Annotated in this window: 30 protein-coding genes; 16 read left to right on the forward strand and 14 right to left on the reverse strand. The window is 65.4% G+C overall.

Translation table 11 applies throughout. The features are described 5' to 3' along the window. The 3 genes from DN824_RS06690 to DN824_RS06700 all read right to left on the reverse strand — a co-directional run. The coding region (locus DN824_RS06690; protein WP_138407574.1) for an OprD family outer membrane porin at nucleotides 1–378 on the reverse strand (378 nt) is incomplete at its 3' end. Between the two features lie 354 nt (nucleotides 379–732). Further along, a complete protein-coding gene (locus DN824_RS06695) occupies nucleotides 733–2,994 on the reverse strand; it encodes an ATP-dependent DNA helicase (protein WP_138407575.1) in 2,262 nt (753 codons plus the stop codon). Beyond that, complete coding sequence (locus tag DN824_RS06700) at nucleotides 2,991–4,640, reverse strand: VRR-NUC domain-containing protein (protein WP_138407576.1); 1,650 nt, start codon at nucleotides 4,638–4,640, stop codon at nucleotides 2,991–2,993. Before DN824_RS06700 ends, DN824_RS06695 begins: the two co-directional genes overlap by 4 nt. Nucleotides 4,641–4,843: 203 nt before the next feature. On the opposite strand from DN824_RS06700, the gene DN824_RS06705 reads away from it, so the two are divergent. The 5 genes from DN824_RS06705 (at nucleotide 4,844) to DN824_RS06725 (ending at nucleotide 7,316) form a co-directional block, all read left to right on the forward strand. Further along, nucleotides 4,844–5,467 carry a glutathione S-transferase family protein gene (locus DN824_RS06705; RefSeq protein WP_138407577.1) on the forward strand — a complete coding sequence of 208 codons (624 nt, stop codon included), beginning with the start codon at nucleotides 4,844–4,846 and terminating at the stop codon, nucleotides 5,465–5,467. Nucleotides 5,468–5,554: 87 nt separating this feature from the next. After that, a complete protein-coding gene (locus tag DN824_RS06710) occupies nucleotides 5,555–5,983 on the forward strand; it encodes a DNA methylase (protein WP_138407578.1) in 429 nt (142 codons plus the stop codon). 76 nt (nucleotides 5,984–6,059) lie between these two features. Beyond that, on the forward strand, nucleotides 6,060–6,293 hold the full coding sequence (locus tag DN824_RS06715) for a hypothetical protein (protein ID WP_138407579.1): 234 nt from the start codon (nucleotides 6,060–6,062) through the stop codon (nucleotides 6,291–6,293). A gap of 155 nt (nucleotides 6,294–6,448) precedes the next feature. Beyond that, nucleotides 6,449–6,994, forward strand: a complete 546-nt coding sequence (locus tag DN824_RS06720) for a disulfide bond formation protein B (RefSeq protein ID WP_241666607.1) — start codon at nucleotides 6,449–6,451, stop codon at nucleotides 6,992–6,994. 13 nt (nucleotides 6,995–7,007) lie between these two features. Continuing rightward, complete coding sequence (locus DN824_RS06725; RefSeq protein ID WP_138407580.1) at nucleotides 7,008–7,316, forward strand: nucleotidyltransferase family protein; 309 nt, start codon at nucleotides 7,008–7,010, stop codon at nucleotides 7,314–7,316. On the opposite strand, the gene DN824_RS06730 is transcribed toward DN824_RS06725, so the two are convergent. Further along, entirely contained in the window at nucleotides 7,306–7,932 is a 627-nt protein-coding gene (locus DN824_RS06730; RefSeq protein ID WP_138407581.1) for a cyclodeaminase/cyclohydrolase family protein, read from the reverse strand. The genes DN824_RS06725 and DN824_RS06730 overlap by 11 nt on opposite strands. Before the next feature lie 120 nt (nucleotides 7,933–8,052). On the opposite strand from DN824_RS06730, the gene lexA reads away from it, so the two are divergent. The 3 genes from lexA to DN824_RS06745 are packed head-to-tail and all read left to right on the forward strand — an operon-like array spanning nucleotide 8,053 to nucleotide 10,706. After that, nucleotides 8,053–8,670, forward strand: coding sequence for a transcriptional repressor LexA (lexA, locus tag DN824_RS06735; RefSeq protein ID WP_138407582.1), 618 nt, complete (start codon nucleotides 8,053–8,055; stop codon nucleotides 8,668–8,670). Beyond that, the gene (gene imuA, locus DN824_RS06740; protein WP_138407583.1) at nucleotides 8,670–9,284 is read left to right on the forward strand and encodes a translesion DNA synthesis-associated protein ImuA; all 615 of its coding nucleotides are present in this window, start codon (nucleotides 8,670–8,672) and stop codon (nucleotides 9,282–9,284) included. The genes lexA and imuA overlap by 1 nt, the downstream gene beginning before the upstream one ends. Before the next feature lie 6 nt (nucleotides 9,285–9,290). Further along, nucleotides 9,291–10,706: a Y-family DNA polymerase gene (locus tag DN824_RS06745; RefSeq protein ID WP_138407584.1), complete on the forward strand. Its 1,416-nt coding sequence runs from the start codon at nucleotides 9,291–9,293 to the stop codon at nucleotides 10,704–10,706. Between the two features lie 19 nt (nucleotides 10,707–10,725). On the opposite strand, the gene DN824_RS06750 is transcribed toward DN824_RS06745, so the two are convergent. The 3 genes from DN824_RS06750 to arsC are packed head-to-tail and all read right to left on the reverse strand — an operon-like array spanning nucleotide 10,726 to nucleotide 12,081. After that, nucleotides 10,726–11,133: a DUF2069 domain-containing protein gene (locus tag DN824_RS06750; protein ID WP_138407585.1), complete on the reverse strand. Its 408-nt coding sequence runs from the start codon at nucleotides 11,131–11,133 to the stop codon at nucleotides 10,726–10,728. Continuing rightward, complete coding sequence (wrbA, locus tag DN824_RS06755; RefSeq protein WP_138407586.1) at nucleotides 11,126–11,731, reverse strand: NAD(P)H:quinone oxidoreductase; 606 nt, start codon at nucleotides 11,729–11,731, stop codon at nucleotides 11,126–11,128. Before wrbA ends, DN824_RS06750 begins: the two co-directional genes overlap by 8 nt. Then, a complete protein-coding gene (gene arsC / locus DN824_RS06760) occupies nucleotides 11,728–12,081 on the reverse strand; it encodes an arsenate reductase (glutaredoxin) (RefSeq protein ID WP_138407587.1) in 354 nt (117 codons plus the stop codon). The genes wrbA and arsC overlap by 4 nt, the downstream gene beginning before the upstream one ends. A gap of 181 nt (nucleotides 12,082–12,262) precedes the next feature. On the opposite strand from arsC, the gene DN824_RS06765 reads away from it, so the two are divergent. Beyond that, nucleotides 12,263–13,486 carry a YihY family inner membrane protein gene (locus DN824_RS06765; RefSeq protein WP_138407588.1) on the forward strand — a complete coding sequence of 408 codons (1,224 nt, stop codon included), beginning with the start codon at nucleotides 12,263–12,265 and terminating at the stop codon, nucleotides 13,484–13,486. 159 nt (nucleotides 13,487–13,645) lie between these two features. Next, nucleotides 13,646–13,837 (forward strand): hypothetical protein, encoded by a 192-nt coding sequence (locus DN824_RS06770; protein ID WP_138407589.1) that lies wholly within the window; start codon nucleotides 13,646–13,648, stop codon nucleotides 13,835–13,837. A gap of 8 nt (nucleotides 13,838–13,845) precedes the next feature. Here DN824_RS06770 and DN824_RS06775 read toward each other — a convergent pair whose 3' ends face one another. Next, entirely contained in the window at nucleotides 13,846–14,241 is a 396-nt protein-coding gene (locus DN824_RS06775; RefSeq protein ID WP_138407590.1) for a hypothetical protein, read from the reverse strand. Between the two features lie 230 nt (nucleotides 14,242–14,471). Between DN824_RS06775 and DN824_RS06780 the strand changes: the two genes are divergently transcribed. Beyond that, the gene (locus tag DN824_RS06780; protein ID WP_138407591.1) at nucleotides 14,472–14,936 is read left to right on the forward strand and encodes a TlpA disulfide reductase family protein; all 465 of its coding nucleotides are present in this window, start codon (nucleotides 14,472–14,474) and stop codon (nucleotides 14,934–14,936) included. A gap of 3 nt (nucleotides 14,937–14,939) precedes the next feature. Here DN824_RS06780 and DN824_RS06785 read toward each other — a convergent pair whose 3' ends face one another. The 4 genes from DN824_RS06785 to DN824_RS06800 all read right to left on the reverse strand — a co-directional run bounded on the left by DN824_RS06785 (nucleotide 14,940) and on the right by DN824_RS06800 (nucleotide 19,636). Continuing rightward, complete coding sequence (locus tag DN824_RS06785) at nucleotides 14,940–15,512, reverse strand: lytic transglycosylase domain-containing protein (protein WP_138407592.1); 573 nt, start codon at nucleotides 15,510–15,512, stop codon at nucleotides 14,940–14,942. An 11-nt stretch (nucleotides 15,513–15,523) separates the two neighbouring features. Continuing rightward, nucleotides 15,524–16,477 carry a hypothetical protein gene (locus DN824_RS06790; protein WP_138407593.1) on the reverse strand — a complete coding sequence of 318 codons (954 nt, stop codon included), beginning with the start codon at nucleotides 16,475–16,477 and terminating at the stop codon, nucleotides 15,524–15,526. An 8-nt stretch (nucleotides 16,478–16,485) separates the two neighbouring features. After that, entirely contained in the window at nucleotides 16,486–18,201 is a 1,716-nt protein-coding gene (locus tag DN824_RS06795; protein ID WP_138407594.1) for a proline--tRNA ligase, read from the reverse strand. A 181-nt stretch (nucleotides 18,202–18,382) separates the two neighbouring features. Next, a complete protein-coding gene (locus tag DN824_RS06800) occupies nucleotides 18,383–19,636 on the reverse strand; it encodes an OprD family porin (protein WP_138407595.1) in 1,254 nt (417 codons plus the stop codon). A gap of 393 nt (nucleotides 19,637–20,029) precedes the next feature. Here DN824_RS06800 and DN824_RS06805 point away from each other — a divergent pair, with 393 nt between their 5' ends. Next, nucleotides 20,030–20,452, forward strand: coding sequence for an HIT family protein (locus DN824_RS06805; protein WP_138407596.1), 423 nt, complete (start codon nucleotides 20,030–20,032; stop codon nucleotides 20,450–20,452). 2 nt (nucleotides 20,453–20,454) lie between these two features. Next, entirely contained in the window at nucleotides 20,455–20,661 is a 207-nt protein-coding gene (locus DN824_RS06810; RefSeq protein WP_138407597.1) for a SlyX family protein, read from the forward strand. Nucleotides 20,662–20,684: 23 nt separating this feature from the next. Here the strand turns inward: DN824_RS06810 and DN824_RS22805 are convergent, their stop codons facing one another. Together DN824_RS22805 and DN824_RS06820 are read right to left on the reverse strand one after the other, a co-directional pair. Continuing rightward, nucleotides 20,685–21,299 carry a cold shock domain-containing protein gene (locus DN824_RS22805; protein ID WP_138407718.1) on the reverse strand — a complete coding sequence of 205 codons (615 nt, stop codon included), beginning with the start codon at nucleotides 21,297–21,299 and terminating at the stop codon, nucleotides 20,685–20,687. Between the two features lie 256 nt (nucleotides 21,300–21,555). After that, nucleotides 21,556–22,026, reverse strand: coding sequence for a Dps family protein (locus DN824_RS06820; RefSeq protein ID WP_138407598.1), 471 nt, complete (start codon nucleotides 22,024–22,026; stop codon nucleotides 21,556–21,558). 415 nt (nucleotides 22,027–22,441) lie between these two features. Here DN824_RS06820 and aspS point away from each other — a divergent pair, with 415 nt between their 5' ends. The 3 genes from aspS to ruvC all read left to right on the forward strand — a co-directional run bounded on the left by aspS (nucleotide 22,442) and on the right by ruvC (nucleotide 25,713). Beyond that, nucleotides 22,442–24,217, forward strand: coding sequence for an aspartate--tRNA ligase (gene aspS / locus DN824_RS06825; RefSeq protein ID WP_138407599.1), 1,776 nt, complete (start codon nucleotides 22,442–22,444; stop codon nucleotides 24,215–24,217). A 76-nt stretch (nucleotides 24,218–24,293) separates the two neighbouring features. Continuing rightward, nucleotides 24,294–25,040: a YebC/PmpR family DNA-binding transcriptional regulator gene (locus DN824_RS06830; RefSeq protein WP_138407719.1), complete on the forward strand. Its 747-nt coding sequence runs from the start codon at nucleotides 24,294–24,296 to the stop codon at nucleotides 25,038–25,040. A gap of 148 nt (nucleotides 25,041–25,188) precedes the next feature. After that, on the forward strand, nucleotides 25,189–25,713 hold the full coding sequence (ruvC, locus tag DN824_RS06835) for a crossover junction endodeoxyribonuclease RuvC (RefSeq protein WP_138407600.1): 525 nt from the start codon (nucleotides 25,189–25,191) through the stop codon (nucleotides 25,711–25,713). The last annotated feature ends 63 nt before the right edge of the window (nucleotides 25,714–25,776 follow it).

Below are 25,776 nucleotides of genomic sequence, written 5' to 3' on the forward strand. Positions count from 1 at the left end.
CTTGGCGGCCACGGCCAGGCGGCCGTAGTCGTCGGCCGGACGGCCATCGCTGTGGCGCGGCAGCAGGCCGGTCCCGTAGGTGCCGCCACCGCCGTCGAGCTTGACCGAGAGCAGGCCGAGGGTGTCGACGCCGAAGCCGATGGGGCCGGAGGTGTAGCCGGACTGGAAGTTGAGGATGAAGCTCTGGGTCCACTCTTCAGCCTTGCTCTGGGCGTTGGCCGAGTCGACGAAGTTGCGGTTGATGTAGAAGTTGCGGGCGTTGACGCTCAGCTTGGAGCCATCGACGAAACCTTCCTGTGCCACGGCGACCGGAGTGCCCAGGGCCATGGTCAGGCCACCGGCGAAGACGGCGGCGGCGAGCGGATTGCGTGGGGTCATTATTTTTGTACTCCCTTTTTGATGTGGTCATCCGCTGGCCGTTCGACGGCGCAGGGATGGGTGTCTCTCGATCTTGTACGCAGCCGGCAGGGCCTCCTGCGTTTTCGTGTGTGTCAGCAATCTCATATGTCGTCATACGACATGGGCGATTATCAACATGTCGTAACAGTTGTCAACGCGACGATTGAACTATTAGCTGATGCGCTGAAAGCCCCGATATACGGAGCATTAAGCCTTGTCGATACCGCTCGGAGGCTTCGCTCGGTGGACGTTGTCGTTAGAGTAGGGTGGGCTTTAGGGGTACGTTGTCGGATGACATAGTCCGTTCGGCTGGGTGCGGACGCTGGCGGAGCCTCAGTCGATGGCCCACCATCCGGGCAGCAGTGCCCTGACCTGTGGCCGCGCGAAGCGGTCATCGATCAGGTGGATGACGCCGCGATCCTGCTGCGTGCGTATCACCCGTCCGGCGGCCTGAACCACCTTCTGCAGGCCGGGGTACAGGTAGGTGTAGTCGTAGCCGCGAGAGCCTCCGAAGCGCTTGGCCATCCGCGCCATGAGCTGCTCGTTGATCGGGTTGACCTGGGGCAGGCCCAGGGTGGCGATGAAGGCGCCGATCAGGCGGTCTCCGGGCAGGTCGATCCCCTCGGCGAAGGCGCCGCCCAGGACGGCGAAGCCGATGCCCCGGCCACCCGCGCAAAAGCGCTCGAGAAACGCCGTGCGGGCCGGTTCGTCCATGGCGCGGGTCTGTTCCCAGCAGGGCACCTCGGGAAAGCGTTCGGCCATGAGGCCACTGACCTGCTGCAGATAGTCGAAGCTGCTGAAGAAGGCCAGGTAATTGCCCGGCGCCTGCCGGTACTGCCGGGCGAGCAGGTCGACGATCGCTGGCAGCGAGGCCGAGCGGTCGTTGAATCGGGTGGAGATGTGCCGGGCCAGGTGCACCTGCAGCTGGTCGGCCTCGAAGGGCGACTCCACTTCCAGCCAGACGCTGGCCGGCGGCAGGCCCAGGGTGTCGGTATAGAAGCGGCGCGGGCTCAGGGTCGCCGAGAACAGCACCGTCGAGTGCGCCAGGGCGAAGCGCGGCGAAAGGAAAGGGGCGGGCAACAGGTTGCGCAGGCACAGCCTGGAGCTTTTGCCGCCGCGGGCGGTGCCGGGCGCAAGGGTGACATCGAACAGCGAATGCTCGCCGAACAGGTCGGCGATACGGCAGAAATGCATCGCCTCGAAATAGGCGTTCTGCAGCTCCGGCGCGAGCCCGGCGGGGTTGTCGCCCAGGTAGTCGGTGATGGCGCTGACCGCCTGTTGCAGGGCATTGATCAGCTTCAGGGGCAACGCCTCATGGACCTGATAGGGCTGGACCTGTTCGCGGTGCAGCTCGTTCCAGCAGCGCTGGATCCGTTCGAGCGGCTTCTTCAGCAGGGCCGGGGCGTTCTGGCGAAGGCCCTTGAAACTGCGCTGGTCGAGCTCGGCGCTGTACATCTTGCGCCCCCGTTCGAGCAGGTTGTGGGCTTCGTCGACCAGCACCGTGGCGCGCCAGCCGTTGTTCAGCGTCAGCCCGTGGAGCAGGCCGCCCAGGTCGAAGTAGTAGTTGTAGTCGCCGATCACCACGTCCGCCCAGCGCGCCAGCTCCTGGCTCAGGTAATAGGGGCAGACCTGGTGCGCCAGGGCGACCTCGCGCTGCGTCGCCTGATCCAGGACGGGGCGTTCGAGCGCGGCCTGGCGCGCGGCCGGCAGGCGATCGTAGAAACCCCGGGCCAGCGGGCAGGCTTCGCCATGGCAGGCCTTGTCCGGGTGCTCGCAGGCCTTGTCCCGGGCGATCAGCTCCAGCACGCGCAGCGGCATTTCCCGATTGCTGTCGAGCTTGGCCAGGGCGTCCAGCGCCAGGCGGCGCCCGGACGTCTTGGCGGCGAGGAAGAACAGCTTGTCCAGGCGTTGGCCGGGAAACGCCTTGAGTTGGGGGAACAGCGTGCCGAGCGTCTTGCCGATGCCGGTCGGCGCCTGCGCCATCAGGCTGCTGCCGGTGCAGGCCGCCTTGTAGACGGCCTCGGCCAGTTGCCGCTGCCCGCTGCGAAACTCGGGGTAGGGAAAACGCAGTTGCAGCAGCGCCTGGTCGCGCCGGGCACGGTGGGCCAGCTCCGCCTCGGCCCAGCCGATGAAGCGCTCGCAGTGCGTCTCGAAGAACTCGCGCAGCGCCTCGGCCGGGTGATGCTCCACGATCACCGTTTCCCGCTGGCTGACCACGTCGAAGTACACCAGCGCCAGCTCGAGCGAGGCCAGCCCGCGGCTCTGGCACAGCAACCAGCCGTATACCCTGGCCTGCGCCCAGTGCAGGGCGCGGTGGTTGGCCGGCTGGCGGGACAGGTCGCCGCGAAAGGTCTTGATCTCTTCGAGGCGGTTGCGCGCCGGGTCGTAGCCGTCGGCACGGCCGCGCACCTGCAGGCTGCGATAGCTGCCTGCCAGGGTGATTTCCGCTTCGTAGTCAGGGCCGCGCCGGGCGGCCACCAGCTGATGGCCGACGATGCCTTCGAGCGCGGTGGGCGAGGGGGTGAAGCGCAGGTCCAGATCACCGGCCTTGGCGGTGAATTCGCACAGCGCACGGACCGCGACCTGATAGCTCACGGCGTCGGCTCGGCCCATTGCACGTAGCACACGGCGATCGGCAGGCCATGCTCGGCGGCGTGGTCGAGCCAGCGCAGCTGGTTGTCCTGCAGCCGATCGCCCGGCCCCTTGACCTCGATCATCCGGTAGCGTCCCTGCTCGGGCCAGAACTGGATCAGGTCGGGCAGCCCGGTACGGTTGCTCGGCACGTCGCGCAGGATGCGGGTGAAGATGGTCTTCAGGTGCGCGGCGGGAATGCACGCCAGGGCCTGTTCGAGCAGCCCGTCGTCGAGCAGGCTCCAGGCCACGAAGGCGGTGTGGATGCCGGCTTTCTCGCGAAAGGTGCGGCGGATGCAGTCGCGGTAGCTCTCGTCGTCGAGGGCGCCCAGGCACCGCTCGAACAAGGCGGCGCGACGGCTGTGGAAGTCCGGTTGCGCCAGGTCCGCGGGCGCGGCGTGGAACGGATGGAAGAAGGCGCCGGGCAGGGCGGCGAACAGGGCGTCCCAGCAGAGCAGCCCGAACAGCGAATTGAGCAGCGCGTTTTCCACGTAATGAACCGGCGCCCCGGGGCTGTCCAGGTGTTCGCGTACGGCATATTCCACGGACAGCCCGCCACCCGGCGGCGGCAGGACGAGGTCGATGCGCTCGACGCTCGCCGAGCTGCGGCGTGGCCCTCGCGGCTGGCCCAGCGCGCGTCGCAGGCGCGGCAGCATGCGTTCGAGCTGCTGCGCCTCGAGTTCGTTTTCCGGCGCCGCTTCGGCGAGCAGCGCCAGCGCCAGCGCGGCCTCGGCCTGGCCGCAGCGTTCCAGCACGCGAATGGTGCGTTGCCTCGCGCCGGGATAGCGGTTGGCCGCATGCAGGCGCAGCGCCTGGGACCAGTCCTGCTCGCGCTCGTACTGCAGGGCCAGGCGCATCAGCAGCTTGCCGCGTCGGCTCTCCAGCCAGGCGTTGGGGTAGGGCGTCTGCGGAACGTCGGCGAGGATCGCATCGAGCGCCTCGCCCGCCTCGAAGCGTTCGCGGCAGCGATGCAGGTGCAGGTAGGCATCGATCTCCTCGCGGCGCTGGAAGGCGCGCGAAGCCGGCGAGAAGGCGACCTGCTCGTAGCGGAGGATGCCGAGGTCGGCCAGGACGAATTCCGACCAGTCCTGGTGGATGTTGCCGAAGAACATCAGCCGAAGGCGCTCGCACAGGGGGCCGATGCGCACCTGGAAGACCGCCTCGTCCAGGGCGCCGCACCAGCGATGCAGCGGTTGGGCCTGGTCGTGCTCGGCCAGCAGCCGCTGCAGCAGTTCATCCTTGCGCAGGTTCTGGGCGCTGGCGACCTGGCCGAACACCTGGGCCAGCTCGGCCTTGCGCAAGAGGCCGAACAGCTGGAGCAGATCGAGGGCGGGCGCGTCGTCGAGCCAGCCCTGCTCGATCAGCGGCGCGGCAGCCTGGCGCGGGCAGCCGATCTCCTGATAACGCAGCTTGCTGGCGCGGAACAGGTCCCCCTTGCGCATCACCATGCGCACCAGCAGGGCACGGGAGGGTTGCGGCAGGGCCGAGAAATCCTCGATGAAGCGGTGTTCGGCCGCATCGAGCAGGTCGGCATGGTGCGCGCCCACCCAGGCGAGGACCCACTGGAAGTTGTCCAGGTAATAGAAGGGGTTGGGCAGAGACTGGCGCATCGAACGTCCGCTTCGCTGAGCGATCCGGAGAACTCCGGAAGAAAGGCTGTGCATTTATACAGCAGTTCGTGGCTCGACAAAATGCCGGGACGATCAGCGGTGACGGCGACCCGCCTCTTTCGCGACCGAACTGGCGGAGCCCGCCGGCGCGGTATAGGGTTGCGATCGTCCGGTGCTCCGGCGCCCTGAAAGGAGGCGAGCCAATGCAAGTGAAGGTCTGGGGTCGACACAACTCGACCAACGTCAAGAAAGTGCTCTGGTGTCTCGAAGAACTGTCTCGGCCCTACCAGCGCATCGACGCCGGCGGCGCCTTCGGCGTGGTCGACGAGCCGTCGTACGTGGCGATGAACCCCAACCGCCTGGTGCCCTGCGTGCAGGACGGGGATCTGGTGCTCTGGGAGTCCAACGCGATCGTCCGCTACCTGGCGGCGCGCTATGGAGAAACCACGCTGTGGCAGACCGACCCGGCGCTGCGTTTCGAGGCGGACAAATGGATGGACTGGGTCACTTCGTCGCTGGCGGCACCCTTCAAGGTGCTGTTCTGGAACATGGTGCGCACCCCGCCCGAGCAGCGCGAGATGGACGAGGTGCGCAAGGCGTTCCAGACCTGCAGCGACCTGCTGGCGCTGGCCGACCAGGCGCTGGCGACGCAGCCGTATCTGTCCGGGGAGCGCTTCGGCATGGGCGATATCCCGCTGGGCAGCTTCGCCTACGCCTGGTTCGAAATGCCGATCGAGCGGCCTGAACTCAAGCATCTGCAGGCCTGGTACGACCGCTTGTGCGAGCGCCCTGCGTTCCGGACCGCGGTGATGATCCCGCTGACCTGACGACAGCCCGTCGCCAGGGCCGCACCCTCAGGAACGCCCGGCCGTTCTGGTCATCGGAACAAGGGAGGTCAACCGGCGGAGACGAGCATGGCGGCGCAAATCAGTGCGAAAGATCTGGGTATCGACATCGAGAAGGGCGAGGGCGAGCTGTTCAAGTGGTTCCTCGCCAGCTTCCTGTTCGGCAAGCGGATCCAGCAGGACATCGCCGCCGAGGCCTACCGGGTCATCGTCGACAAGCACAAGCGCGATACGCCGAGGAAACTGGGCAACTGCAGCTGGCAGCAGATCGTCGACATGCTGGGCGAAGGGCATTACGTGCGCTACGACGAGTCCACCGCCGATCGCCTGCTCAAGCTCTGCGAGAAGCTGAACACCGAATACGGCGGCAAGCTCGGGCGCCTGCACGAGATGAGCGAGAGCCGCAAGGATTTGGAGAAGCGCCTGGCCGAGTTCGAGGGCGTCGGTCCGAAGACGGTGGAAATCTTCATGCGCGAAGCGAAGAGGGTCTGGGACTGAGCGCGATGCCCGGTGGTGCTTGCACAACGCCACGGGCCGGGTAAAGTGCGCGGAATCCTTCCGATGCCATACCGCCATGCGCCTTGCCATCTGCCTGATGCTGTTCAGTCTTCCCCTGTTGTCGCTTGCGGCGCCTGCGCCTTATTACAAGTGGCTGAGCCGTGTCGATGGCCAGGTCACCTGCCAGCAGACCTCGCCCGGCCCCGGCTGGGAGTTGCTCGACGGCAGTACCTACCGTGATCTGCGCTGTACTCAGCCGATACAGCGAAGCGAGCAGCCTGGGGTAACGGGCTTCAGGTCGCGCGGCTAATCGGCGCGACCAGCGACGGCCAGTGCTCAGGACGTCGCTTCGGTCGCGAAATCGACGGGGGCTGGTAGCTTTTTGCCAGATTTGCTGACAAGTCGCTGCGACAAATGGCTCGGCGATTGCTAGCGTTGCGCACCTAAACACATTTGGAGATGGAAATGGGGGAATACATCATGGCGATTTCCGGTGGCCCGCAGCGCTTTTCCGGCCAACGCATGCTGCTGATTCTGCTGGGCATCGTTTGTCTGGGGCTGGTGGCCGGGGCGCTGTATTTCCAGGAAGTCATGGGGCAGGCGCCATGCCCGCTGTGCATCGTGCAGCGCTACCTGTTCCTGCTGATCGCCCTGGTCGCGTTCGTGGGCGTCTCCTTTTCAAGCGCACGGGTCAACCGAGGCGCCGCATTCATGGCCCTGCTGATCGCGCTGGTCGGCGTCGGCGTAGCGGCGCGACTGGTCTATGTCCAGGGCCATCCGGCCGCGGGCTGCGGTATAGACGTCATGCAGCTCTGGACCGATGCGATCCCCCTGGCCCAGTGGATGCCGACCCTGTTCCAGGCGACCGGCATGTGCGGCGACGTCTACGACCCGATCCTGGGGCTGGGCATGGCGCAATGGTCGCTGACCGCCTTCGTGGCGATCGCCGTGGCCGTGGCGATTGGCTGCTGGAAGGCCCGCCGTCGTCCGCGTCGCAGCATGTTCCGCTGATCGTCGAGCCGGCGTGGCGCTGAGCGCGTCGGGGCTGATCGACGCGGCCCTGGCCAACCCCGTCAATGTCACCCTGCTCGAGCGGCTTCCCGCCCTCTCGCTCCCGCAATGCCTGCTCACCGCGGGCTGTCTCTACCAGGCCTGGTGGAATACCTGTGTCGCCATCGATGTCGCCAGCGGCGAACTCTACGCACCGTTCGGGCTCGATGAGCTCGAACGCGGCCTGCTGCGCTGCAACCCGCTGACACCACAGCCGGAGCTGTTCGTGCGCAAGGCCGAAAGCTACCAGGCCCGCTGGCCCTGGCTGACCCTCATCGACTAGCGTCCCCATCCGGTGCGTTCGCGCCATCGCGCAGCCGCTGCAGCGTCGCATCGGCGTCGGTCTGCAGGCGCTGGCGCAGCGTGCGGGCCTGCTCGCGGTTGTCGTGTCCGTCCAGGCAGGGCAGGTCCGCATCGACATTGAGCAGTGCCGCGCTCAGCGCCGAATGGATCAGCACGGCGCCGGCCGCGATGTCGGCACGCACCACGTCGCTGGCCAGCGGCAGGGCCGAAACGCTCAGGTCGAGCGCCTCCAGGCAGGCATGGGCGGTGGCGAGCGGGACCGCGCAGGCCTGGCGCGCCGCGGCCTGTAGCGCATCGCCGGGGCCGTCGTCGGGCTGTCGCGCCGCCTGCAGGTAGCGGCTGAAGGCCTGCATGTCATCGTCGGCAAAGCTGCCGAGCCGCTGCAGCAATGTTTCGACGGGCTCGATGAGGCGCTGGCGCCGGGGATCTTCCTGATGCCCCTGGCTGATGCGCAGCGCTTTCAGCACCAGGGCGAGGCCGAGGGATGCACTGACCGCCGCGACGGCGCCGCAGCCAGGCATGGGGCGGTTGGCGGCGGTGTCCTGGCGGAAGCGCTCCAGGGAGTGGGTCCAGACGCTGGTGGGGCGATCGCTCAAGGCATCCTCGGCAAGGCATGAACGGTTTCTGTTGGAGGGGACCTGGCCGGCACACGTTCCGCCTGCGTGGGCAGGTGACGGACCAAAGGCGCTGGCCAGATGATTCGCAAAAGAGTACAAATGTACTCCATGAAAGACTTAAGCCCCCGCCGCCGCGCCATCCTGAACTTCATCCGCCAGCGCATCGAAGATCAGGGCCGCTCGCCCAGCCTCGCCGAGATCGCCGAAGCCTTCGGCTTCGCTTCCCGGGGCGTGGCGCGCAAGCACATCCTGGCCCTGACCGAGGCCGGCTTGATCGACGTGGTGCCCAACCAGGCCCGCGGCATACGCCTGGTGGAGCGCCAGGCGCGCAGCGAAATGCTGGAAATCCCGGTGCTCGGGCGGGTCGCGGCCGGTGCGCCGATCGGTCCGGACGCCGATCTGCATGGCCACCTGCTGCTCGAACGCAACACCTTTTCCCGCCTGCCCGATTACCTGCTTCGGGTAGCAGGCGACTCGATGATCGAGGACGGCATCCTCGATGGCGACCTGGTCGGCGTGCACCGCATCGGCGAGGCGCAGAACGGGCAGATCGTGGTGGCCCGGTTGGACGGGGAGGTCACCATCAAGCGTTTCGAACGCAGCGCGGAGGCGATCCGACTGCTTCCGCGCAACCCGGCCTATGCGCCGATCCTGGTCGACCCGAGGCAGGACTTCGCCATCGAGGGCGTGTTCTGTGGCCTGGTAAGGCGTGGCTGATGAGCGGTGTCGTTGCCCTCGAGACGCTGCTCGATCAGCGTCGGGTCTGGAAGGGGCGCCCCGTGGCCCAGGCCGCCAGCAGCACGCAGCCCACCGGGCATGCGCCGCTCGACGCGCTGCTGCCCGGTGGCGGCTGGCCGGATGCGGCCCTCACCGAGATCCTGATCCCCGGCGAGGGCTGCGGTGAGTTGCAGTTGCTCTGGCCGACCCTGGCCCGGCTGACCGCGGCTGCCGAGCGGGTGGTGCTGGTGGAGCCGCCGCACATTCCCTATCCCCAGGCCTGGCTGGCCGCAGGGGTGGACCTGCGCTGGCTGTCGCTGGTGGAAGCGCGTGGCAAGGAAGCGCTATGGGCCGCCGAGCAATGCCTGCGTTCGGGAAGCTGCGGGGCGGTGCTGTGCTGGCCGCGGCAGGCGGACGATCGCGCCTTGCGGCGCCTGCAGGTCGCCGCCGAGACCGGGCAGACCCTGGCCTTTGCCTACCGCCCGCTGAAGGAGGCGGTCAATCCGTCCCCTGCGGCGCTGCGCCTGACCCTGGAGCCGGCCCGGCTGCGGGTGCTCAAGTGCCGTGGCGCGGTCGCGCCTCCCGATCCGATTCCCTTCGCCGCCTGGCAGTGAGCCGTCATGCGCTGGGCTTGTATTGTGCTGCCGCAACTGGCGCTCGATGGCGTGCTGCGCGGGCGTGACGATGCCGACACGCCGCTGGCGCTGATCAGCGGTACGCCGCAGCGGCGCATCCTGCAGACGATGAACGAGGCGGCCCGTGCACTGGGGCTGCGTCCCGGGCAGTCGCTGATCGCCGCCCAGGCGGTGACCCGCCACTTCGCCACCCTCGAGTACGACATGGCCGAAGTCGAGCGCCTGCAGAACTTCCTGGCCGCCTGGGCCTATCGGTTCAGCTCCCACGTCAGCCTGCATTACCCGCGCTCGCTGTTGATGGAGGTGGAATCCAGCCTCGGCCTGTTCGGCCCCTGGCCACGGTTCGAGGCGAGATTGCGCGAGGAGCTGACCGCGCTGGGGTTTCGCCATCGCATCGTGCTGGCACCGAACCCGGCGGCGGCCCGAATGCTTGCCAATGCCCATGACGGTCTGGCGGTGTCGGACGGGGCGCCGTTGCGCGAGGCGCTCGGGCGCATGCCCATCGATCGGGTCGGGTTGCCGGCGGAGGTGGCCACCTCGTTCTCCAGGATGGGGCTGCGCACGCTGGATCTGGTGCTGGCGCTGCCGCGCGACACGGTGACGCGACGCTTTCCGAAGGAGGTGCTGCGCCACCTCGATACGCTGGTCGGCATGCGTCCCCTGACGCTGCAGTATTACGCGCCGCCGGACGAGTTCGACCTGCGCCTCGAGCTCAACTACGACGTCGCCTCCCACCAGGCGCTGCTCTTCCCGTTGCGACGGCTGACGGCTGACCTGGCGGCCTTTCTTGCCGGGCGCGACAGCGGCGTGCAGCGCTTCACCCTGCATCTGGAGCACCGCGAACGGGAGGACAGCCTGGTGCCCGTCGGCCTGCTGAGCGCGGAGCGTGAGGCCTCGATGCTCTTCGAACTGGCGCGCGGGCGGCTGGAGCAGTTGCAGATCCCGGCCCCTGCCCAGGCATTGCGCCTGGTGGCACGCGACCTGCCGGTCTTCGTGCCCGAGCACCGGGAGCTGTTCAACGATCGCCCCCAACAGTCGCTGCCCTGGGATCAGTTGCGCGAGCGTCTGCGGGCCCGCCTGGGCGACGAGGCGGTGCTGGGGCTGCGGGCGCTGGTCGATCACCGCCCCGAACGGACCTGGCAACTGGAGCGCGAGCCTGCTTCGAGTCCGCTGCTGGCGGTGGCGAGGCGTCCGGGGTGGTTGCTGCGCGAGCCGGTGACGCTGCGCGAATCGGCGCCGCGCATCCTGGCCGGGCCCGAGCGTATCGAGTCCGGCTGGTGGGACGGTGGCGACGTGCGGCGCGACTATTACCTCATCGAAACCCGCAGCGGCCGGATCGGCTGGGCGTATCGAACCATCGGCCAGGAGGGGCCGCTGTTGCTGCAGGGCTGGTTCTCCTGAACGCAGCCCCGCAGCCGCTTCATTCGCCGGCCAGCTTGCGCTGGTACTGGTAGCTCCAGCGGATATAGAGCAGTCCGGCGCAGAACAGCAGCAGACTGAGCAGCGCCTCGAGCCAGCCGTAGAGCGAGCGCGCCGGATCGATCGCGGCCAGCACGCCCTGGATGAAGTACAGGTTGACGATGAAGCAGGTCCAGGCATGGGCCCTCGGGCTGCCGGCGATCACCCCTGGCGCCACGAGCAGCAGCGGCACGAGCTGGATGATCATCACCACCCAGGTCCGCGCGCCGTGCAGGTCGGCGAAGAACAGGTTCCATCCGGCGACCAGGGCGGCCAGGGCAATGAAGCTGATCAGGCTCACGGCCCGGCTCGCCTTGACCCGCGGCGTGAGCCATTCCAGCGAGGGGAGGGGCTTGGGTTTTCTAGCCACGGCCACTCTCCAGCTGTCTGGCGGTTTCGGCCAGGCGCTGTCCGAGCGCACGGCATAGAGCGATTTCGTGCTCGTCCAGCGCCCGCTTGCCGTCGGTTCCGGCGTGATGGCTGGCGCCATACGGCGTTCCGCCGCCCTTGGTCTCGAGCAGCGCGTTCTCGCTGTAGGGCAGGCCGAGCACCAGCATGCCGTGGTGCAGCAGTGGCAGCAGCATCGACAGCAGGGTGCTTTCCTGGCCGCCATGCAGGCTGGCCGTGGAGGTGAAGACACCGGCGGGCTTGCCGACCAGCTCGCCGGTCAGCCACAGGCTGCTGGTGCCGTCGAGGAAGTACTTGAGCGGCGCGGCCATGTTGCCGAAGCGCGTCGGGCTGCCCAGGGCAAGCGCCGCGCAGTGCTTGAGATCATCGAGGGTGGCGTAGAGCGCGCCTTCCTCGGGAATCTCCGGGCGGGTCGCTTCGCAGTCGGCCGAAACCGCCGGCACCGTGCGCAGTCTGGCTTCCAGTCCGGCGAGTTCGACACCGCGAGCGATATGCCGGGCCATCTGCGCCGTGGCGCCGTGTCGGCTGTAGTAGAGCACCAGAACGAAGGGGGTGCTCATGGCAGCAACTCCAGCACGCGCTCCGGCGGCCGTCCGACCACGGCCTTGTCGCCGACGATCAGGATCGGGCGCTCGATGAGCTTGGGGTACTCGACCATGGCGTCGATCAGGCGGTCGTCATCGAGCGAAGGGTCAGCCAGACCCAGCGTCCGGTAGTGCTCTTCGCCGGTACGCAGCAGCTCGCGCGGGCGCATGCCGAGCTTGCCGAGCAGGGCCTTGAGTTCGTCCCGGCTGGGCGGCGTGTCGAGGTACTGGACCAGGGTCGGTGCGAGTCCGCGCGCCTGCAGGAGTTCGAGCGCGCCGCGGGATTTGGAACAACGCGGGTTGTGAAACAGTATGAGTTCGGTCATCGGGGGTCGCTTCGCACCAGTGGAGCTGGCTATTCTAACCCTCACAGCGCGGCAGCCTGAACCGAATGCTTGGTCCGGGGCGCAGGAGTGCCGTGCGGATGACGGCTGTCCGTCGGCCTTGCCTTGCCGCTTGGCCTGTCAGTGATCGGTTCGGGACCGCCCGTACCGGATTGGAGAAAGCATGCATCGGCGCGTCGAACACCTGGTGGATTTCAGCACTTTTCTGATCCGGCGCTTTCTCGCCGACCGCGGTCCCTACAGCGCGGCGGCGCTGACCTACACCACCCTGTTCGCCGTGGTGCCGATGATGACCGTCACCTTCGCGATGCTGTCGGCCATCCCGGCGTTCCAGGGGGTGGGCGAGCAGATCCAGATGTACATCTTCCGCAACTTCATCCCCTCGACCGGCGAGACCATCCAGGAATACCTCACCGCCTTCACCAACCAGGCGCGGCAGTTGACCTGGTTCGGCGTCGGCTTCCTGATGGCCACGGCGTTCATGATGCTGCTGACCATCGAAAAGGCGTTCAACACCATCTGGAGGGTTCGCCAGCCTCGCCGGGGGATGGCCAGCTTCCTGCTCTACTGGGCGATCTTGAGCCTCGGCCCCTTTCTGCTGGGCGCGGGTTTCGCCGTCAGCACCTACATCACCTCGCTTTCGCTGATTTCCGGTCCCGACGCCCTGATTGGCATGCGCACCGTGCTGCAGGGCATGCCCCTGGTGCTCAGCGTGGCGGCGTTCACCCTGATCTACGCGGCGGTGCCCAATACCCGCGTGCCCTTGCGCCATGCCCTGGTGGGCGGCCTGTTCACCGCCATCCTGCTCGAGGCCGCCAAGGAACTCTTCGGTCTCTACGTCAGCTTCTTCCCCAGTTACCAGCTGATCTACGGCGCCTTCGCGGCGGTACCGCTGTTCCTGCTCTGGATCTATCTGTGCTGGATGATCGTGCTGTTCGGCGCGGAGCTGGTCTGCGGCATGTCGTCCTCGCGGGAATGGCGCTGCCGCGAGATGCCGCGGCTGCTGGTGATGCTGGCGATGCTGCGCATCCTTCACGACGGCCACCGGTCGGGTCGGGAGGTGACGCTCAAGGACATGCACCGCGCCGGCTGGCATCTGCCCGAAGACGAGTGGGACGAGATCCTGCAGTTCTTCGAGCAGGAGCAGCTTGCCTGCCGGACGGGATCGGGGAGCTGGGTATTGTGCCGCGACCTGCATAGCTACAGCCTGGACCAGTTGCTAAGGCACAATCCCTGGCCGCTGCTGCGCACCGAGCAATTGCCGGAGCAGCTGGACGAGCCCTGGTACGACACCTTGCGACGCTCGCTGGAGCTGCTGCAGAAGGAACAGGCGAACCTCTTCGGTGGCAGTCTCGCTGACTGGCTGCAGACCGGAAGTGACAAATAGCGTCACCCATGCCGGGCTGCGCGCGGCACGGCAGCGACGCCGCCATCACCGTGCTGCCCGCATTGGGCGGACTGGGGCGAATCGAAGTGCTTTGCGCAGCGCTGTGGCACGCTTCTCGCTATGCTTGGGATACAGGCGCTATTTGCTGAAAGGGTTGCGATGAAAGAGCAGGGCAACGTCATCCATTTGCATCAACGAGTACCGGGCTCGGCGCTCGAGTCGTTGAATCGTCTGACGGGACTGAAATTCAGCCGCTGGCCGGAATCGCTGGTCAGGCAGCTGGAGCGCGACGAGGGCGTTCCGGCCAGGGCTTCGGGGCGGGACGAGCCGCTGGAGCGGCTCGGAAGCTAGGCAATCAATCAGGCCGTTGCGGCCTGTTCCCCGGCGGTGACCACCGCTTCGGCCGCCTGGACGAAGAGTTCCTCAACCACCATCCCCTCGGTGGCCATCGGTGGCCGCAGCACCACCTGCATGTCTTCGATCTTGGTTTTCGCCGAGAGCCGCGCGATTCCCGATAGCAGGACCTTGCCGTTGCCGCTGACACGGCCATGGTCCACCGGTACTTCCCGGCGCTGTTGACCGTCACGGTAGCGGACCAGCAGCGAGGCGTTCTGGTTGGCCAGGCCGGGCAACTGCAGCCAGGCCGCGACATGGAACTCCGCGACACGGCCTTCGTAGGCGGTCAGCGAGAAATGGGCCGCCTCGGCGATCCGGGCCGGGACGGAACCAACGAGCTTGTCATGGGCTTGAGACATGGCATGACTTCCGAGTGATAGGCAAGTGGGTCGATTATAGGGAGCGCCGTTCGTCGAAACTGTGCGCTCGGCCAGTCGCAAGCGTGACCCTTCTCGCATATCCGGATTTGCGCCGGTTAGTTGGCATATCAATCGGTGTGCGCCAGTAAACCATCGTGATGTCAACCGGCTGTCTCGCTCGCGAACGCAAGGCTATGCTTGAACCTCGATTGCCGAAGGAGCTGCCGAACATGATTCACGACCCCCGGCGTCTGTTTCGCCCACTGCTGTTGTGTCTGCTGCTGGGCCTTGCCGGCTGCGGCGAGGATTGGGGTGTCGACCAGCATGGGCAGACGGTGAGCGGCGATACCCTGCAGGGACGCTGGCTGGTGCTCAACTACTGGGCCGAGTGGTGCGGCCCGTGCCGGACCGAGATTCCCGAACTCAACGCGCTCAGTCGCGAGGCGTCCTTCGAGGTGCTCGGGGTCAACTTCGACGGGTTGCAGGGGGATGAGCTGGCCCAGGCGAGCGAGGCGATGGGGATCGGGTTCCGCGTCCTGGCGCAGGATCCGGCCGAGCGACTGCAGTTGCCGCGAAGTCCGGTGTTGCCGGTGACCTACCTGGTCGATGGCGAGGGCAAGGTACGCGACCAGCTGGTCGGCGAGCAGACGGCCGAAGGCATCAAGGCGCGCCTGGCGCGTCTGCAGACCCAGTGAGCTTCAGGGCTTGACGTACCAGAAGTCCTGCCAGAACCCGATGACCTTCGCCGGGTAGCGGGTCTGCCCCAGACTGCCGTTGTAGCGTGCCAGCGCGCGGCTGATATCGCCGTTTTCCTTCTTCAGGTAATAACTGAGGATCGTGCAGCCGTAGCGCAGGTTGGTCGCGTTGTCGGTAAGGTTGTCGTCGGGCCGGCCCAATTCGGCTTTCCAGAACGGCATCACCTGCATCATGCCCTGGGCGCCCACGCTGGAAATGGCGAAGCGGTTGAAACCGCTTTCGGCATGAATCAGCGCCATGACCAGATCGGGCTTGAGGCCTGCCTTGCTCGCCTCGCTGTGAACCAGGCGCAGCAGCGTCAGGCGCTCACCCGGGTCGGGCAGATAGCGTGCGAGGCGCGTCGACATGTCGAGCAGCCAGACTTCGGCGTCGAAGCGGTCCTCGAAACTGTCCGCCTGCGAGACGGTGTGCATCATCAGGTCGCGCAGTTCGGGCTCCGGCGCCTGGCGCAGATTGGCCTGGGCGGGGAGTGCGAAGGCCAGCGACAGGAGCAGAGCCGCAGCGAGCGTGCGCACGGGCGGCTCCGTCAGTCTTCGCCCGGGTCGGCAGCCAGCCGGCCGGCGTCATCGAGCAGGCTCTTGAGAAATTCCCGCTGCAGCTCGGGATCGTTTCGCGTGAGTTCGATCAGGCTCTGCTCGAGCTCGCTGGCTTCTTCTTCGAGGCCCAGCTCGGACAGGCGCTTGACGCGGTGCACCCATTGCGCGACGTCGTCGCCTTCGAGGTCGCTGTAGATGAGGTCGTGGGCTTCCAGCAGCTTGCCGCGCAAGGTCCGGCTGACCATCAGCGTCGCGTCGGCGCGGGCGCCGTCCTGCGGGTCCTCGACGCTGAGGACAAGTTTGCCGATCCGGCCGATGTCCTGCTCGGGGAAGGGCCCTTCGAGCAGGTTCAGGCGCAACACACCGTTGCGGTCGGTGACCAGTTCGTAGGATTGGCCATCGCCGCTGACGGTGACGGGGCGCTCGCTCCAGGGCAGGCTGGAATAATCGACGCGTGCATCACGGCGCACCTCGTCGAGCCGGGCGAGATTCTGTTGCGAGCGGCCGTTGGACTCCACGTTCATGAAGGGGTTGAGCCCGGCGACGCCGTAGCTGATCCAGCCACGGGTGACGTTCTCCGGCAGGCTGCCCAGCATCACAACGTTGAGGATGTTGGCGCCGATGCCGCCGACCAGCGTCACCGCGCCCAGCGGGATTTCGTACAGCTCCCGCCATGCCTGGTAGGGCGTATAGCGATCGTAGTGGCGGGTCACTTCGAAGTCGGTGACCTCGAAGGTTTTCTGCTCCTGGATGCGGATGTGGCGTTGCGGCAGCTCCATGACCGCAGGCTCGCCCACGTCGATGCGCAGGCTGTGGTCGAGCAGCTTGCGCTCGGCCCTGGCTTCCAGTTCGCTGCGCTGAGGCAGGTGATTGGCGCAGCCGCCCAGCAACAGTGCCGCGCAGAGCGCGGCACTGGTTGTAACTACGACGCGGTGGTTGAGCATGATGCCAGTCAGTGACCCGAGCGGGAGTGGATGAGCTGAAGCACGTCGGCGATCGCGATGGCCTGTGGCTGTTCGTCGCGGCGGTGCTTGTATTCGAGCATCCCGTCGGCGAGCCCGCGGTCGCTGACCACGATGCGATGGGGGATGCCGATCAGTTCCATGTCGGCGAACTTGACGCCGGGGCTGGTCTTCTTGTCCCGGTCGTCGAGCAACACGTCGTAGCCCGCGGCGAGCAGTTCGGCATAGAGCGTGTCGGTCGCTTCGCGAACCGATTCGTTCTCGTACTTCATCGGCACGATGGCGACCTGGAAGGGGGCCAGGGCCTCGGGCCAGAGAATGCCGCGCTCGTCGTAGTTCTGTTCGATCGCCGCTGCCACCACGCGGGACACGCCAATGCCATAGCAGCCCATGGTGAGGACGACCGGCTTGCCGCTTTCGCCGAGCACCTTGCAGTTCATCGCCTCGCTGTACTTGGTGCCGAGCTGGAAGATGTGCCCCACCTCGATGCCGCGTTTGATGACGAGGGTGCCCTGGCCATCGGGGCTGGGGTCTCCCGCCACCACGTTGCGCAGGTCGGCGACTTCCGGCAGCGGCAGGTCGCGCTCCCAGTTCACGCCGAAATAATGCTTGTCGTCGACGTTGGCGCCGGCGGCGAAATCGCTCATGAGGGCGACGGAGCGATCGATGATGCAGGGGATCGGCAGGTTCAGCGGGCCCAGCGAGCCGGGTCCCGCACCGACCGTGGCGCGAATTTCCGCTTCGCTGGCGAACACCAGGGGATTGGCCACCTGCGCATGGTTGGCGGCCTTGATCTCGTTCAGTTCGTGGTCGCCACGAATGATCAGTGCAACCAGCTGGCCTTCCTCGAGGCCATGCACGATCAGCGTCTTGATGGTCTTCTCGATGGGCAGGCCGAACTGCTCGACCAGTGCGGCGATCGTCTTGGTGTCAGGCGTGTCCACCAGTCGCAGCGCTTCAGCGGGCGCGGCGCGCTCGGTTTCGCGGGGAATGGCTTCTGCTTTCTCGATGTTGGCGGCGTAGTCGGAGCTGTCGCTGAAGACGATATCGTCTTCGCCGGACTCGGCCAGTACGTGAAATTCATGCGAGTCGGTGCCGCCGATCGACCCGGTGTCGGCCTGTACGGGGCGGAAGTCGAGACCCAGGCGGGTGAAGATGTTGCAGTACGCCTGGTGCATGCGGTCGTAAGTTTCCTGAAGCGACTCCTGCGTCAGGTGGAAGGAGTAGGCGTCCTTCATGGTGAACTCGCGGCCGCGCATCAGTCCGAAGCGCGGACGGATTTCGTCACGGAATTTGGTCTGGATCTGGTAGAAGTTGATCGGCAGCTGCTTGTAGCTGTTGAGCTCGTTTCGCGCGAGATCGGTGATCACTTCCTCGTGGGTGGGGCCGACGCAGAACTCGCGGTCATGGCGATCCCTCAGGCGAAGCAGTTCGGGGCCGTACTGGACCCAGCGCCCGGATTCCTGCCACAGCTCGGCCGGCTGAATGGCCGGCATCAGAACTTCCAGCGCGCCCGCCTTGTCCATTTCCTCCCGAACGATCGCCTCGGCCTTGCGCAGGGCGCGCAATCCCATCGGCAGCCAGGTGTAAAGGCCGGAGGCGAGCTTGCGAATCATGCCGGCGCGCAGCATCAACTGGTGGCTGATGACAACGGCGTCCGAGGGAGTTTCTTTCTGGGTCGAGAGCAGGAACTGACTGGTGCGCATGGGGCCGTGATGTCCTTGCGGGGCGAGATTGGCCGAGCATTGTACGGGGCCGCGCAGAACGCGTACAGAATCCACCGGGCGGAAAAGTCGGCCCAACGCCGACGCAAAATCGGGCTCGGTGAATACAAAAAAAGAGCCCGGCAAATGCCGGGCTCCGGGTGTCACGTGTCGACCGAGCGCGTTACAGGATGCTCAGCGGGTACGAGACGATTACGCGGACTTCGTCGATCGACGGCGATCCGTAGTAAACGCCATCGCTGGAGCGGTAGGTCGCTTGACGCACGCGGAAGCTCAGGTCTTTCGCAGCGCCGCTCTGGACGACGTAGCGGGCTTCGATGTCGCGTTCCCACTCTTTGCCGTTGTTGGTCGTTTCGACGTTGGCGTCGGTACCACGCACGTAGCGGGCCATGAAGCTCAGGCCCGGCACGCCGAAGGAGGCCATGTCCAGGTCGTAGCGCGCTTGCCAGGACTTCTCGCCTTCGGCGTTGAAGTCGGAACGCTGAACCGAGTTGCCCAGGAACACGGTGCCGCCACCGTCCACGCCGTAGGCGTAGTCGCCGTCACCGGTCACGCGCTGGTGAACCACAGTGAAGGTGTGCGCATCGATGCTGTAGGCTGCCGAGAGGCTCCAGGCGATGTTGTCGACTTCGCCGGAGTCTTCGCTGCCCTTGCTCTTGGTGTCATAGATGTTGAAGTCGAACGCCAGCGCCTGAGCGTCGCTCAGCGGCATGCTGTAGTTGACGTTGCCGTAGTACTTGCGGAAGTTGTCTTCCACGTTGGAGTAGTACAGCGAGCTGCTCAGCGCGTCGGAGAATGCGTAGGTACCGCCGATGAAGTCGGCTTTCTTCAGGCCGAGGCTGTCATGGAAGGTCTGGTTTTGCGCATTGATCGCGGTGAAGTGACCGGCGTTCAGTTCCAGGCCGGCGATTTCGTTGCTGGTCAGCAGGAAGCCTTCGGCGACTTCCGGCAGCAGGCGGCTGTCGTCGGTAGCGAATACCGGCAGGGCGGTGAACTGGTCGCCGAACTTGAGGACCGTGTTGGAAACGCGCAGCTTCAGGGCGGCGCCGAACTCGGAGTAGTCGTCACGTGCACGGCCGTCGGAATCGTAAGGCAGGGCACCGATGACTTCGGAGCGACCGCGGCCGGTGTCGAGCTTGACGCCCAGCAGGCCGATGGCGTCGACGCCAACGCCTACAACGCCCTGGGTGAAGCCGGACTCGAAGGTGCCGATGAAGCCGTGGGCCCATTCTTCGCCGTAGCTCTTGTCGGGAGTGCCGTTACGGAAATCGCGGTTCATGTAGAAGTTGCGGTTCAGGATGTTCAGGCTGCTGCCTTCGACGAAGCCGGTGGATTCCGACTGCTGGCTGGCAACTGCCATCTGAGAGGTACCTGCCGCAACGGCCAGGGCGATGACGCTCCACTTCATCACTTGCATCGTGATTGCTCCATTGGTTCAAAAATATTGTGCTGACTTTCTGCTCATTACAGAAAGTTGCGTTCTTATTGTCGGGCCCGATTCTACACTCCAGTTTCCGGACTTGCCTACAAGTCAAATTGATCTGCGGCAAAGTACTGTAAGTGTATCGTCGTGTCCTACCGGTGTAGTACTGGATGCGCCTTCGGGCAAGCCCGGGGCGACATCTGCAACGTTCGCGTTCCCAAGGATGCTGGCTGCTGTCAGGCGTTAGAGCAATAATCGTGCTCAAGTCGACTTAACAGGCGTTTCGCCACTTTTTCAGTGTCGAGGCCTTTCTGGCGTGCACGTAGATTGTGCTTGCGGCACCTTTTTAAGCACCTTTTTGGTGCGCTTGTGCGATAGGAGGATGGAATGTTTGCCCTTGATCCAAGGCTCGAGAGCGATACCGTGACGTTGGGCGATTTCCCGCTGTCGAGGCTGTTGCTGATGAATGACGCGCAGTACCCGTGGTTCATCCTGGTGCCGCGACGGGAGGAGGTGAGCGAATTGTTCCAGCTCGGCAGCGAAGACCAGCAGCGGCTCTGGCGGGAAACGACCCTGCTTGCCGAGGTGCTGAAGGACACCTTCCAGGCCGACAAGATGAACGTGGCGACGCTTGGCAACATGGTCAGCCAGTTGCACATGCACGTCATTGCACGGCGCAAGGGCGACGCGGCCTGGCCTGCGCCGGTGTGGGGCAGGCACGCGCCGGTCGCTTATCGGCAGGAGCAGATTTCGGCGATACGAGACAAGTTGAAGTTGGTGCTAACTGACGACTTCAAGTTTGGAGAATAAGAATGAATCTCGAATCTAGACTTGCAGAACTTGAAACTCGCCTGGCTTTTCAAGATGACACTATCCAGGCGTTGAACGATGAGATTGCGGCGCAACAACAGAGATTGGAACGATTGAAGTTACAGGTCGCCGCGCTGGCCAAGCGTCAGGAAGAACTTCAGAGCGCCTTGCCGCCGGAGGGTGATGAGGCGCCGCCACCCCATTATTGAGGTGGCGCAGGCGCTGGCTGGATTCAGTGCTGGTAGGCCGTGGCGACCACGTCTTCGGCTTGCAGCCCCTTGTCGCGCTGCATGACGGTGAATTCGACGCGCTGCCCTTCGATCAGGACGCGATGTCCCTCGCCGCGGATCGCCCGGAAGTGGACGAAAATGTCGTCGCCCGTGTCGCGGGAGATGAAGCCGAAGCCCTTGGACGTGTTGAACCATTTGACCGTGCCCGTCTCTCGCCCGGAGGCGCTGTCGGTGCGCTGGGGCTGGCGCGCCGGGCGGCTGCGACGCGGTTGGTGGGCTGGCTTGCCCGGAGCGAACTGCAGAAGCGTCGCGATCAGCGCGAGCGCCAGGCTTGCCAGCGTTCCGGGTTGCCCGGCGATGGGCGTGGCCGGCACCAGCAGCACGAGGGTTTGCAGGGCGGCGGCAAGCAGCAGTCCGAGGGCGGCGGCGAGCTGCAGCGGCGGTTGCGGGCCGCGTGCCGAGAGGCGGTTGGCGGCGGCTTGCAGGTTCATGAGTCCGACAAAGGCGAGGGCCACTGCTTCCGGTTGCATCAGCAGGGGGGCTGCGCCGCGCAGGCCGGGGATAAAAGACAAGAGCAGGGCGGCACCGCCCGCCACGACGTGGACAATTTTCAACATGGTGAGGCTCACACAGTTAATACGCGAAAAGGAACGGCGGCAGGCTGAGCGCACGGGGAGCGCAGTCAGGCAGGAGGGAACACTGTTGGCTGACTGCTCAGGCTGCAGCGCCGGCGTATTTAACAGTAAAGGAGTGGGCTTCTCAAACGGCCCGTTCCGGCAAGGTCGCCGAGCGGTCGTGCCGTTGTCGGCGCGCGCGCGGGCCGGACATGCAAACGGGCCCTGACGGGCCCGTTTGGGTGTCGCCTCGTGGTGTTTAGGCCGCCAGCAGGCTGCGCAGCATCCAGGCGGTTTTTTCGTGGACCTGCATGCGCTGGGTCAGCAGGTCGGCGGTCGGCTCGTCGCTGACCTTGTCCAGCAGGGGGAACAGGCTGCGCGCGGTACGCACGACCGCCTCCTGGCCCTGGACCAGTTGCGTGATCATTTCCTCGGCGGCGGGCACCCCTTCCTCTTCCTTGATCGAGGACAGGCGAGCGTAGGCGGCATAGGTGCCGGGTGCGTGCATGCCCAGGGCGCGGATACGTTCGGCGATCTGGTCCACGGCCTGCGCCAGCTCGGTGTACTGGGTCTCGAACATCAGGTGCAGGGTGTTGAACATCGGCCCGGTAACGTTCCAGTGGAAGTTATGGGTCTTGAGGTACAGGGTATAGGTGTCGGCGAGCAGGCGGGAAAGGCCCTCGGCGATGGCGGAGCGGTCCTGTTCTTCGATGCCGATATTGATATCCATGCAATTCTCCTTGCGAGTTGAGAGGTGGGGACAGTTATGCCAGAAAACGGCTGCCGCGTGGCCTCCATGTGGCGATCTGTCCAAGGATAGAGATTGGAAGCGCCACAGGGACTTCAGGTTCAACAGATCGACACGATGGCGGGCGAATGGTTTTCAATGGGCACGATTGATCGCGTTTATCGACCGAGCCCGGCGGGGCGCGGCTGCACGGCTCGGATTATCCGGATATAATCTCGCCCCCGTGTGGCAATGGCCCTTGTGTATGACCGCCTGCCCAGGCTGACACGCCTGGCCGGCTAGCGCCGTGGCGAGTCCGCATGAGCCGCTCGACGGCTGGAACGCAGGTTCCGCTGGCCGTCTTTCTTGTCGCGACGAGCGACCCAACGAATCAGTGATACGAGAAGCGAACACCACCATGATGCGCAGCCACTATTGCGGCCAGTTGAACGAAAGCCTGGATGGCCAGGAAATTACTCTGTGCGGTTGGGTTCACCGCCGCCGTGACCATGGTGGTGTGATCTTCCTCGACATACGCGATCGCGAGGGCCTGGCCCAGGTGGTGTTCGATCCGGATCGCGCCGAAACCTTCGCCGCGGCCGACAAGGTGCGCAGCGAATATGTGGTCAAGGTGACCGGCAAGGTTCGCCTGCGTCCGGCGGGGGCGGTCAACCCCAACATCGCCTCCGGCGCCATCGAAGTGCTCGGCTATGCGCTCGAAGTGCTCAACGAGGCGGAAACGCCTCCGTTCCCCCTCAACGAATACAGCGACGTCGGCGAGGAAACGCGCCTGCGCTATCGCTTCATCGACCTGCGCCGTCCGGAAATGGCCGAGAAGCTGAAGCTGCGCTCGAGCATCACCACCAGCATTCGCCGCTACCTGGACGAGAACGGCTTCCTGGACGTGGAAACGCCGATCCTGACCCGTGCGACCCCGGAAGGCGCGCGCGACTACCTGGTGCCCAGCCGCACCCATCCCGGCAGCTTCTTCGCGCTGCCGCAGTCGCCCCAGCTGTTCAAGCAGCTGCTGATGGTCGCCGGCTTCGATCGCTACTATCAGATCGCCAAGTGCTTCCGTGACGAGGACCTGCGTGCCGACCGTCAGCCGGAGTTCACCCAGATCGACATCGAGACCAGCTTCCTCGACGAGTCCGACATCATCGGCATCACCGAAGGCATGGTGCGCAAGCTGTTCAAGGAAGTGCTGGGCGTCGAGTTCGGCGAATTCCCGCACATGCCGTTCGAAGAGGCCATGCGCCGCTACGGCTCCGACAAGCCGGACCTGCGTATCCCGCTGGAACTGGTCGACGTGGCCGATCAGCTGCAGCAGGTCGAGTTCAAGGTGTTCAGCGGTCCGGCGAACGATCCCAAGTGCCGCGTCGCCGCGCTGCGCGTGCCGGGCGGGGCGAGCATGCCGCGCAAGCAGATCGACGACTACACCAAGTTCGTCGGCATCTACGGCGCCAAGGGCCTGGCCTACATCAAGGTCAACGAGCGCGCCAAAGGTGTCGAAGGCCTGCAGTCCCCGATCGTCAAGAACATTCCGGAAGACAAGCTCAATGTGATCCTCGATCGCGTCGGCGCGGTCGATGGCGACATCGTCTTCTTTGGCGCCGACAAGGCCAAGATCGTCTCCGAGGCCCTGGGCGCGCTGCGTATCAAGCTCGGCCACGACCTGAAGCTCTTGACCTGCGAGTGGGCGCCGATGTGGGTCGTCGACTTCCCGATGTTCGAGGAGAACGATGACGGCTCGCTGAGCGCGCTGCACCATCCGTTCACGGCACCCAAGTGCACCCCCGAGGCGCTCGAGGCCAATCCGGCCGGCGCGCTGTCGCGTGCCTACGACATGGTGCTCAACGGCACCGAGCTCGGCGGCGGCTCGATCCGTATCCACCGCAAGGAAATGCAGCAGACGGTGTTCCGTATCCTCGGAATCGACGAGGCGGAGCAGAACGAGAAGTTCGGCTTCCTGCTCGACGCCCTCAAGTACGGTGCGCCGCCCCATGGCGGCCTGGCCTTCGGCCTGGATCGTCTGGTGATGCTGATGACCGGCGCGCAGTCGATTCGCGAGGTCATCGCCTTCCCGAAAACCCAGAGCGCCGCGGACGTCATGACCCAGGCTCCGGGTGTGGTGGATGCCAAGGCGCTTCGCGAGCTGCACATCCGCCTGCGCGAGCAGCCAAAAGCGGAATGACGGCGCAAGAGCCCAGGGAAACCTGGGCTCTTGGTTTCAGCACGTTGAAAAAGTTGATCAGAACGGGAGGCAGTTAATGGCTGGTCATTCCAAATGGGCCAACATCAAACACCGCAAGGGGCGCCAAGACGCCAAGCGCGGAAAGATCTTTACCAAGCTCATCCGTGAGCTGACCGTTGCCGCCAAGAGCGGCGCCATTCCAGCAGACAATCCTCGTTTGCGCTTGGCGGTGGACAAGGCGCTGGTCGCCAACATGACCCGCGACACCATCGATCGCGCGATCGCGCGCGGTGCCGGCACCAACGAAGCCGACAACATGGTGGAGCTGACCTATGAAGGTTACGCGCCCAGCGGCGTCGCGATCATCGTCGAGGCCATGACCGACAACCGTAATCGCACCGCGGCGGAAGTCCGCCATGCTTTCAGCAAGCACGGTGGCAATCTGGGTACCGACGGTTCGGTCGCCTACATGTTCGATCGCAAGGGGCAGATCAGCTTCGCGGCGGGCGTGGATGAGGATGCGCTGATGGAAGCTGCGCTGGAGGCCGGTGCCGACGATGTCGAAATGGGCGAGGATGGGTCGGCGCTGGTGTCCACCAGCTTCACCGAATTCCATGCCGTCAACGAAGCGCTGAACGCGGCCGGGTTCAAGGGCGAGGAGGCGGACATCGCGATGATCCCGTCGATCGCCGCGCCGATCACCGATCTGGAAACCGCGCAGAAGGTGCTGCGTCTGATCGATGCGCTGGAAGATCTCGACGACGTGCAGAACGTGTATCACAACGCCGAGATTCCGGACGAGATCATGGAGCAGCTGGACTGATCCTTCGCTGCGAAGCCTGAGCCGGAAGTCACCTGCGTGTGCTTCCGGCTTTTTATTGGCGCAGCGGTTGCGTTTCGCTGTGCCGCTGGTCGCGGCGCGGCGACCTCACTATACTTTCGGCTGGATAAATAGACAGTATGGCGGCTGTATGACGCTCATTCTCGGGATCGATCCCGGCTCGCGAATCACCGGCTACGGCGTGGTGCGGGACAACGGTCGTAGCTGCGAGTACATCGCGTCTGGCTGCATTCGCACGGGCAGCGGTGAGCTCTCGGCGCGCCTGAAGGCCGTGTTCTGTGGCGTCAGTGAAGTGATTCGACTGCACGGGCCGGTGACCATGGGTATCGAGCAGGTGTTCATGGCGCGCAATGCCGATTCGGCGCTCAAGCTGGGCCAGGCTCGCGGGGCTGCGATCGTGGCTGCGGCGGAGCAGGGGCTGGAGATCGCCGAATACACCGCCACCCAGGTCAAGCAGGCGATAGCCGGCACCGGTGGGGCGGACAAGCAGCAGGTGCAGATGATGGTGATGCATCTGTTGAAACTGACACAGAAGCCGCAGATCGATGCCTCTGATGCACTGGCAATCGCCTTGTGTCATGCCCATCATCGCCAGAGCCTCATCCCGCATGGTCTGGCCGGCGCCAAGCGACGGGGCGGGCGCCTGCGGTTGTAAATCATCGACCCGATGCGGTGTGTCGGGAAGCCTGGATAATCCGACTTGCCTTGAGCGCCGGTC

It is taken from the genome of Stutzerimonas nosocomialis (assembly GCF_005876855.1).
Taxonomy (GTDB): domain Bacteria; phylum Pseudomonadota; class Gammaproteobacteria; order Pseudomonadales; family Pseudomonadaceae; genus Stutzerimonas; species Stutzerimonas nosocomialis.

Coding starts and splice junctions, on each gene's coding strand:
- DN824_RS06710 (WP_138407578.1), top strand. CDS start 5,555: ATGGCGGCGCAAATCAGTGCGAAAGATCTGGGTATCGACATCGAGAAG.
- DN824_RS22805 (WP_138407718.1), bottom strand. CDS start 21,299: ATGTTGAAAATTGTCCACGTCGTGGCGGGCGGTGCCGCCCTGCTCTTG.
- wrbA (WP_138407586.1), bottom strand. CDS start 11,731: ATGAGCACCCCCTTCGTTCTGGTGCTCTACTACAGCCGACACGGCGCC.
- DN824_RS06705 (WP_138407577.1), top strand. CDS start 4,844: ATGCAAGTGAAGGTCTGGGGTCGACACAACTCGACCAACGTCAAGAAA.
- DN824_RS06800 (WP_138407595.1), bottom strand. CDS start 19,636: ATGCAAGTGATGAAGTGGAGCGTCATCGCCCTGGCCGTTGCGGCAGGT.
- DN824_RS06770 (WP_138407589.1), top strand. CDS start 13,646: ATGAAAGAGCAGGGCAACGTCATCCATTTGCATCAACGAGTACCGGGC.
- DN824_RS06820 (WP_138407598.1), bottom strand. CDS start 22,026: ATGGATATCAATATCGGCATCGAAGAACAGGACCGCTCCGCCATCGCC.
- DN824_RS06790 (WP_138407593.1), bottom strand. CDS start 16,477: ATGCTCAACCACCGCGTCGTAGTTACAACCAGTGCCGCGCTCTGCGCG.
- DN824_RS06775 (WP_138407590.1), bottom strand. CDS start 14,241: ATGTCTCAAGCCCATGACAAGCTCGTTGGTTCCGTCCCGGCCCGGATC.
- ruvC (WP_138407600.1), top strand. CDS start 25,189: ATGACGCTCATTCTCGGGATCGATCCCGGCTCGCGAATCACCGGCTAC.
- DN824_RS06745 (WP_138407584.1), top strand. CDS start 9,291: ATGCGCTGGGCTTGTATTGTGCTGCCGCAACTGGCGCTCGATGGCGTG.
- DN824_RS06765 (WP_138407588.1), top strand. CDS start 12,263: ATGCATCGGCGCGTCGAACACCTGGTGGATTTCAGCACTTTTCTGATC.
- DN824_RS06795 (WP_138407594.1), bottom strand. CDS start 18,201: ATGCGCACCAGTCAGTTCCTGCTCTCGACCCAGAAAGAAACTCCCTCG.
- DN824_RS06805 (WP_138407596.1), top strand. CDS start 20,030: ATGTTTGCCCTTGATCCAAGGCTCGAGAGCGATACCGTGACGTTGGGC.
- DN824_RS06830 (WP_138407719.1), top strand. CDS start 24,294: ATGGCTGGTCATTCCAAATGGGCCAACATCAAACACCGCAAGGGGCGC.
- DN824_RS06715 (WP_138407579.1), top strand. CDS start 6,060: ATGCGCCTTGCCATCTGCCTGATGCTGTTCAGTCTTCCCCTGTTGTCG.
- DN824_RS06720 (WP_241666607.1), top strand. CDS start 6,449: ATGGGGGAATACATCATGGCGATTTCCGGTGGCCCGCAGCGCTTTTCC.
- imuA (WP_138407583.1), top strand. CDS start 8,670: ATGAGCGGTGTCGTTGCCCTCGAGACGCTGCTCGATCAGCGTCGGGTC.
- DN824_RS06780 (WP_138407591.1), top strand. CDS start 14,472: ATGATTCACGACCCCCGGCGTCTGTTTCGCCCACTGCTGTTGTGTCTG.
- DN824_RS06810 (WP_138407597.1), top strand. CDS start 20,455: ATGAATCTCGAATCTAGACTTGCAGAACTTGAAACTCGCCTGGCTTTT.
- lexA (WP_138407582.1), top strand. CDS start 8,053: ATGTACTCCATGAAAGACTTAAGCCCCCGCCGCCGCGCCATCCTGAAC.
- aspS (WP_138407599.1), top strand. CDS start 22,442: ATGATGCGCAGCCACTATTGCGGCCAGTTGAACGAAAGCCTGGATGGC.
- arsC (WP_138407587.1), bottom strand. CDS start 12,081: ATGACCGAACTCATACTGTTTCACAACCCGCGTTGTTCCAAATCCCGC.
- DN824_RS06700 (WP_138407576.1), bottom strand. CDS start 4,640: ATGCGCCAGTCTCTGCCCAACCCCTTCTATTACCTGGACAACTTCCAG.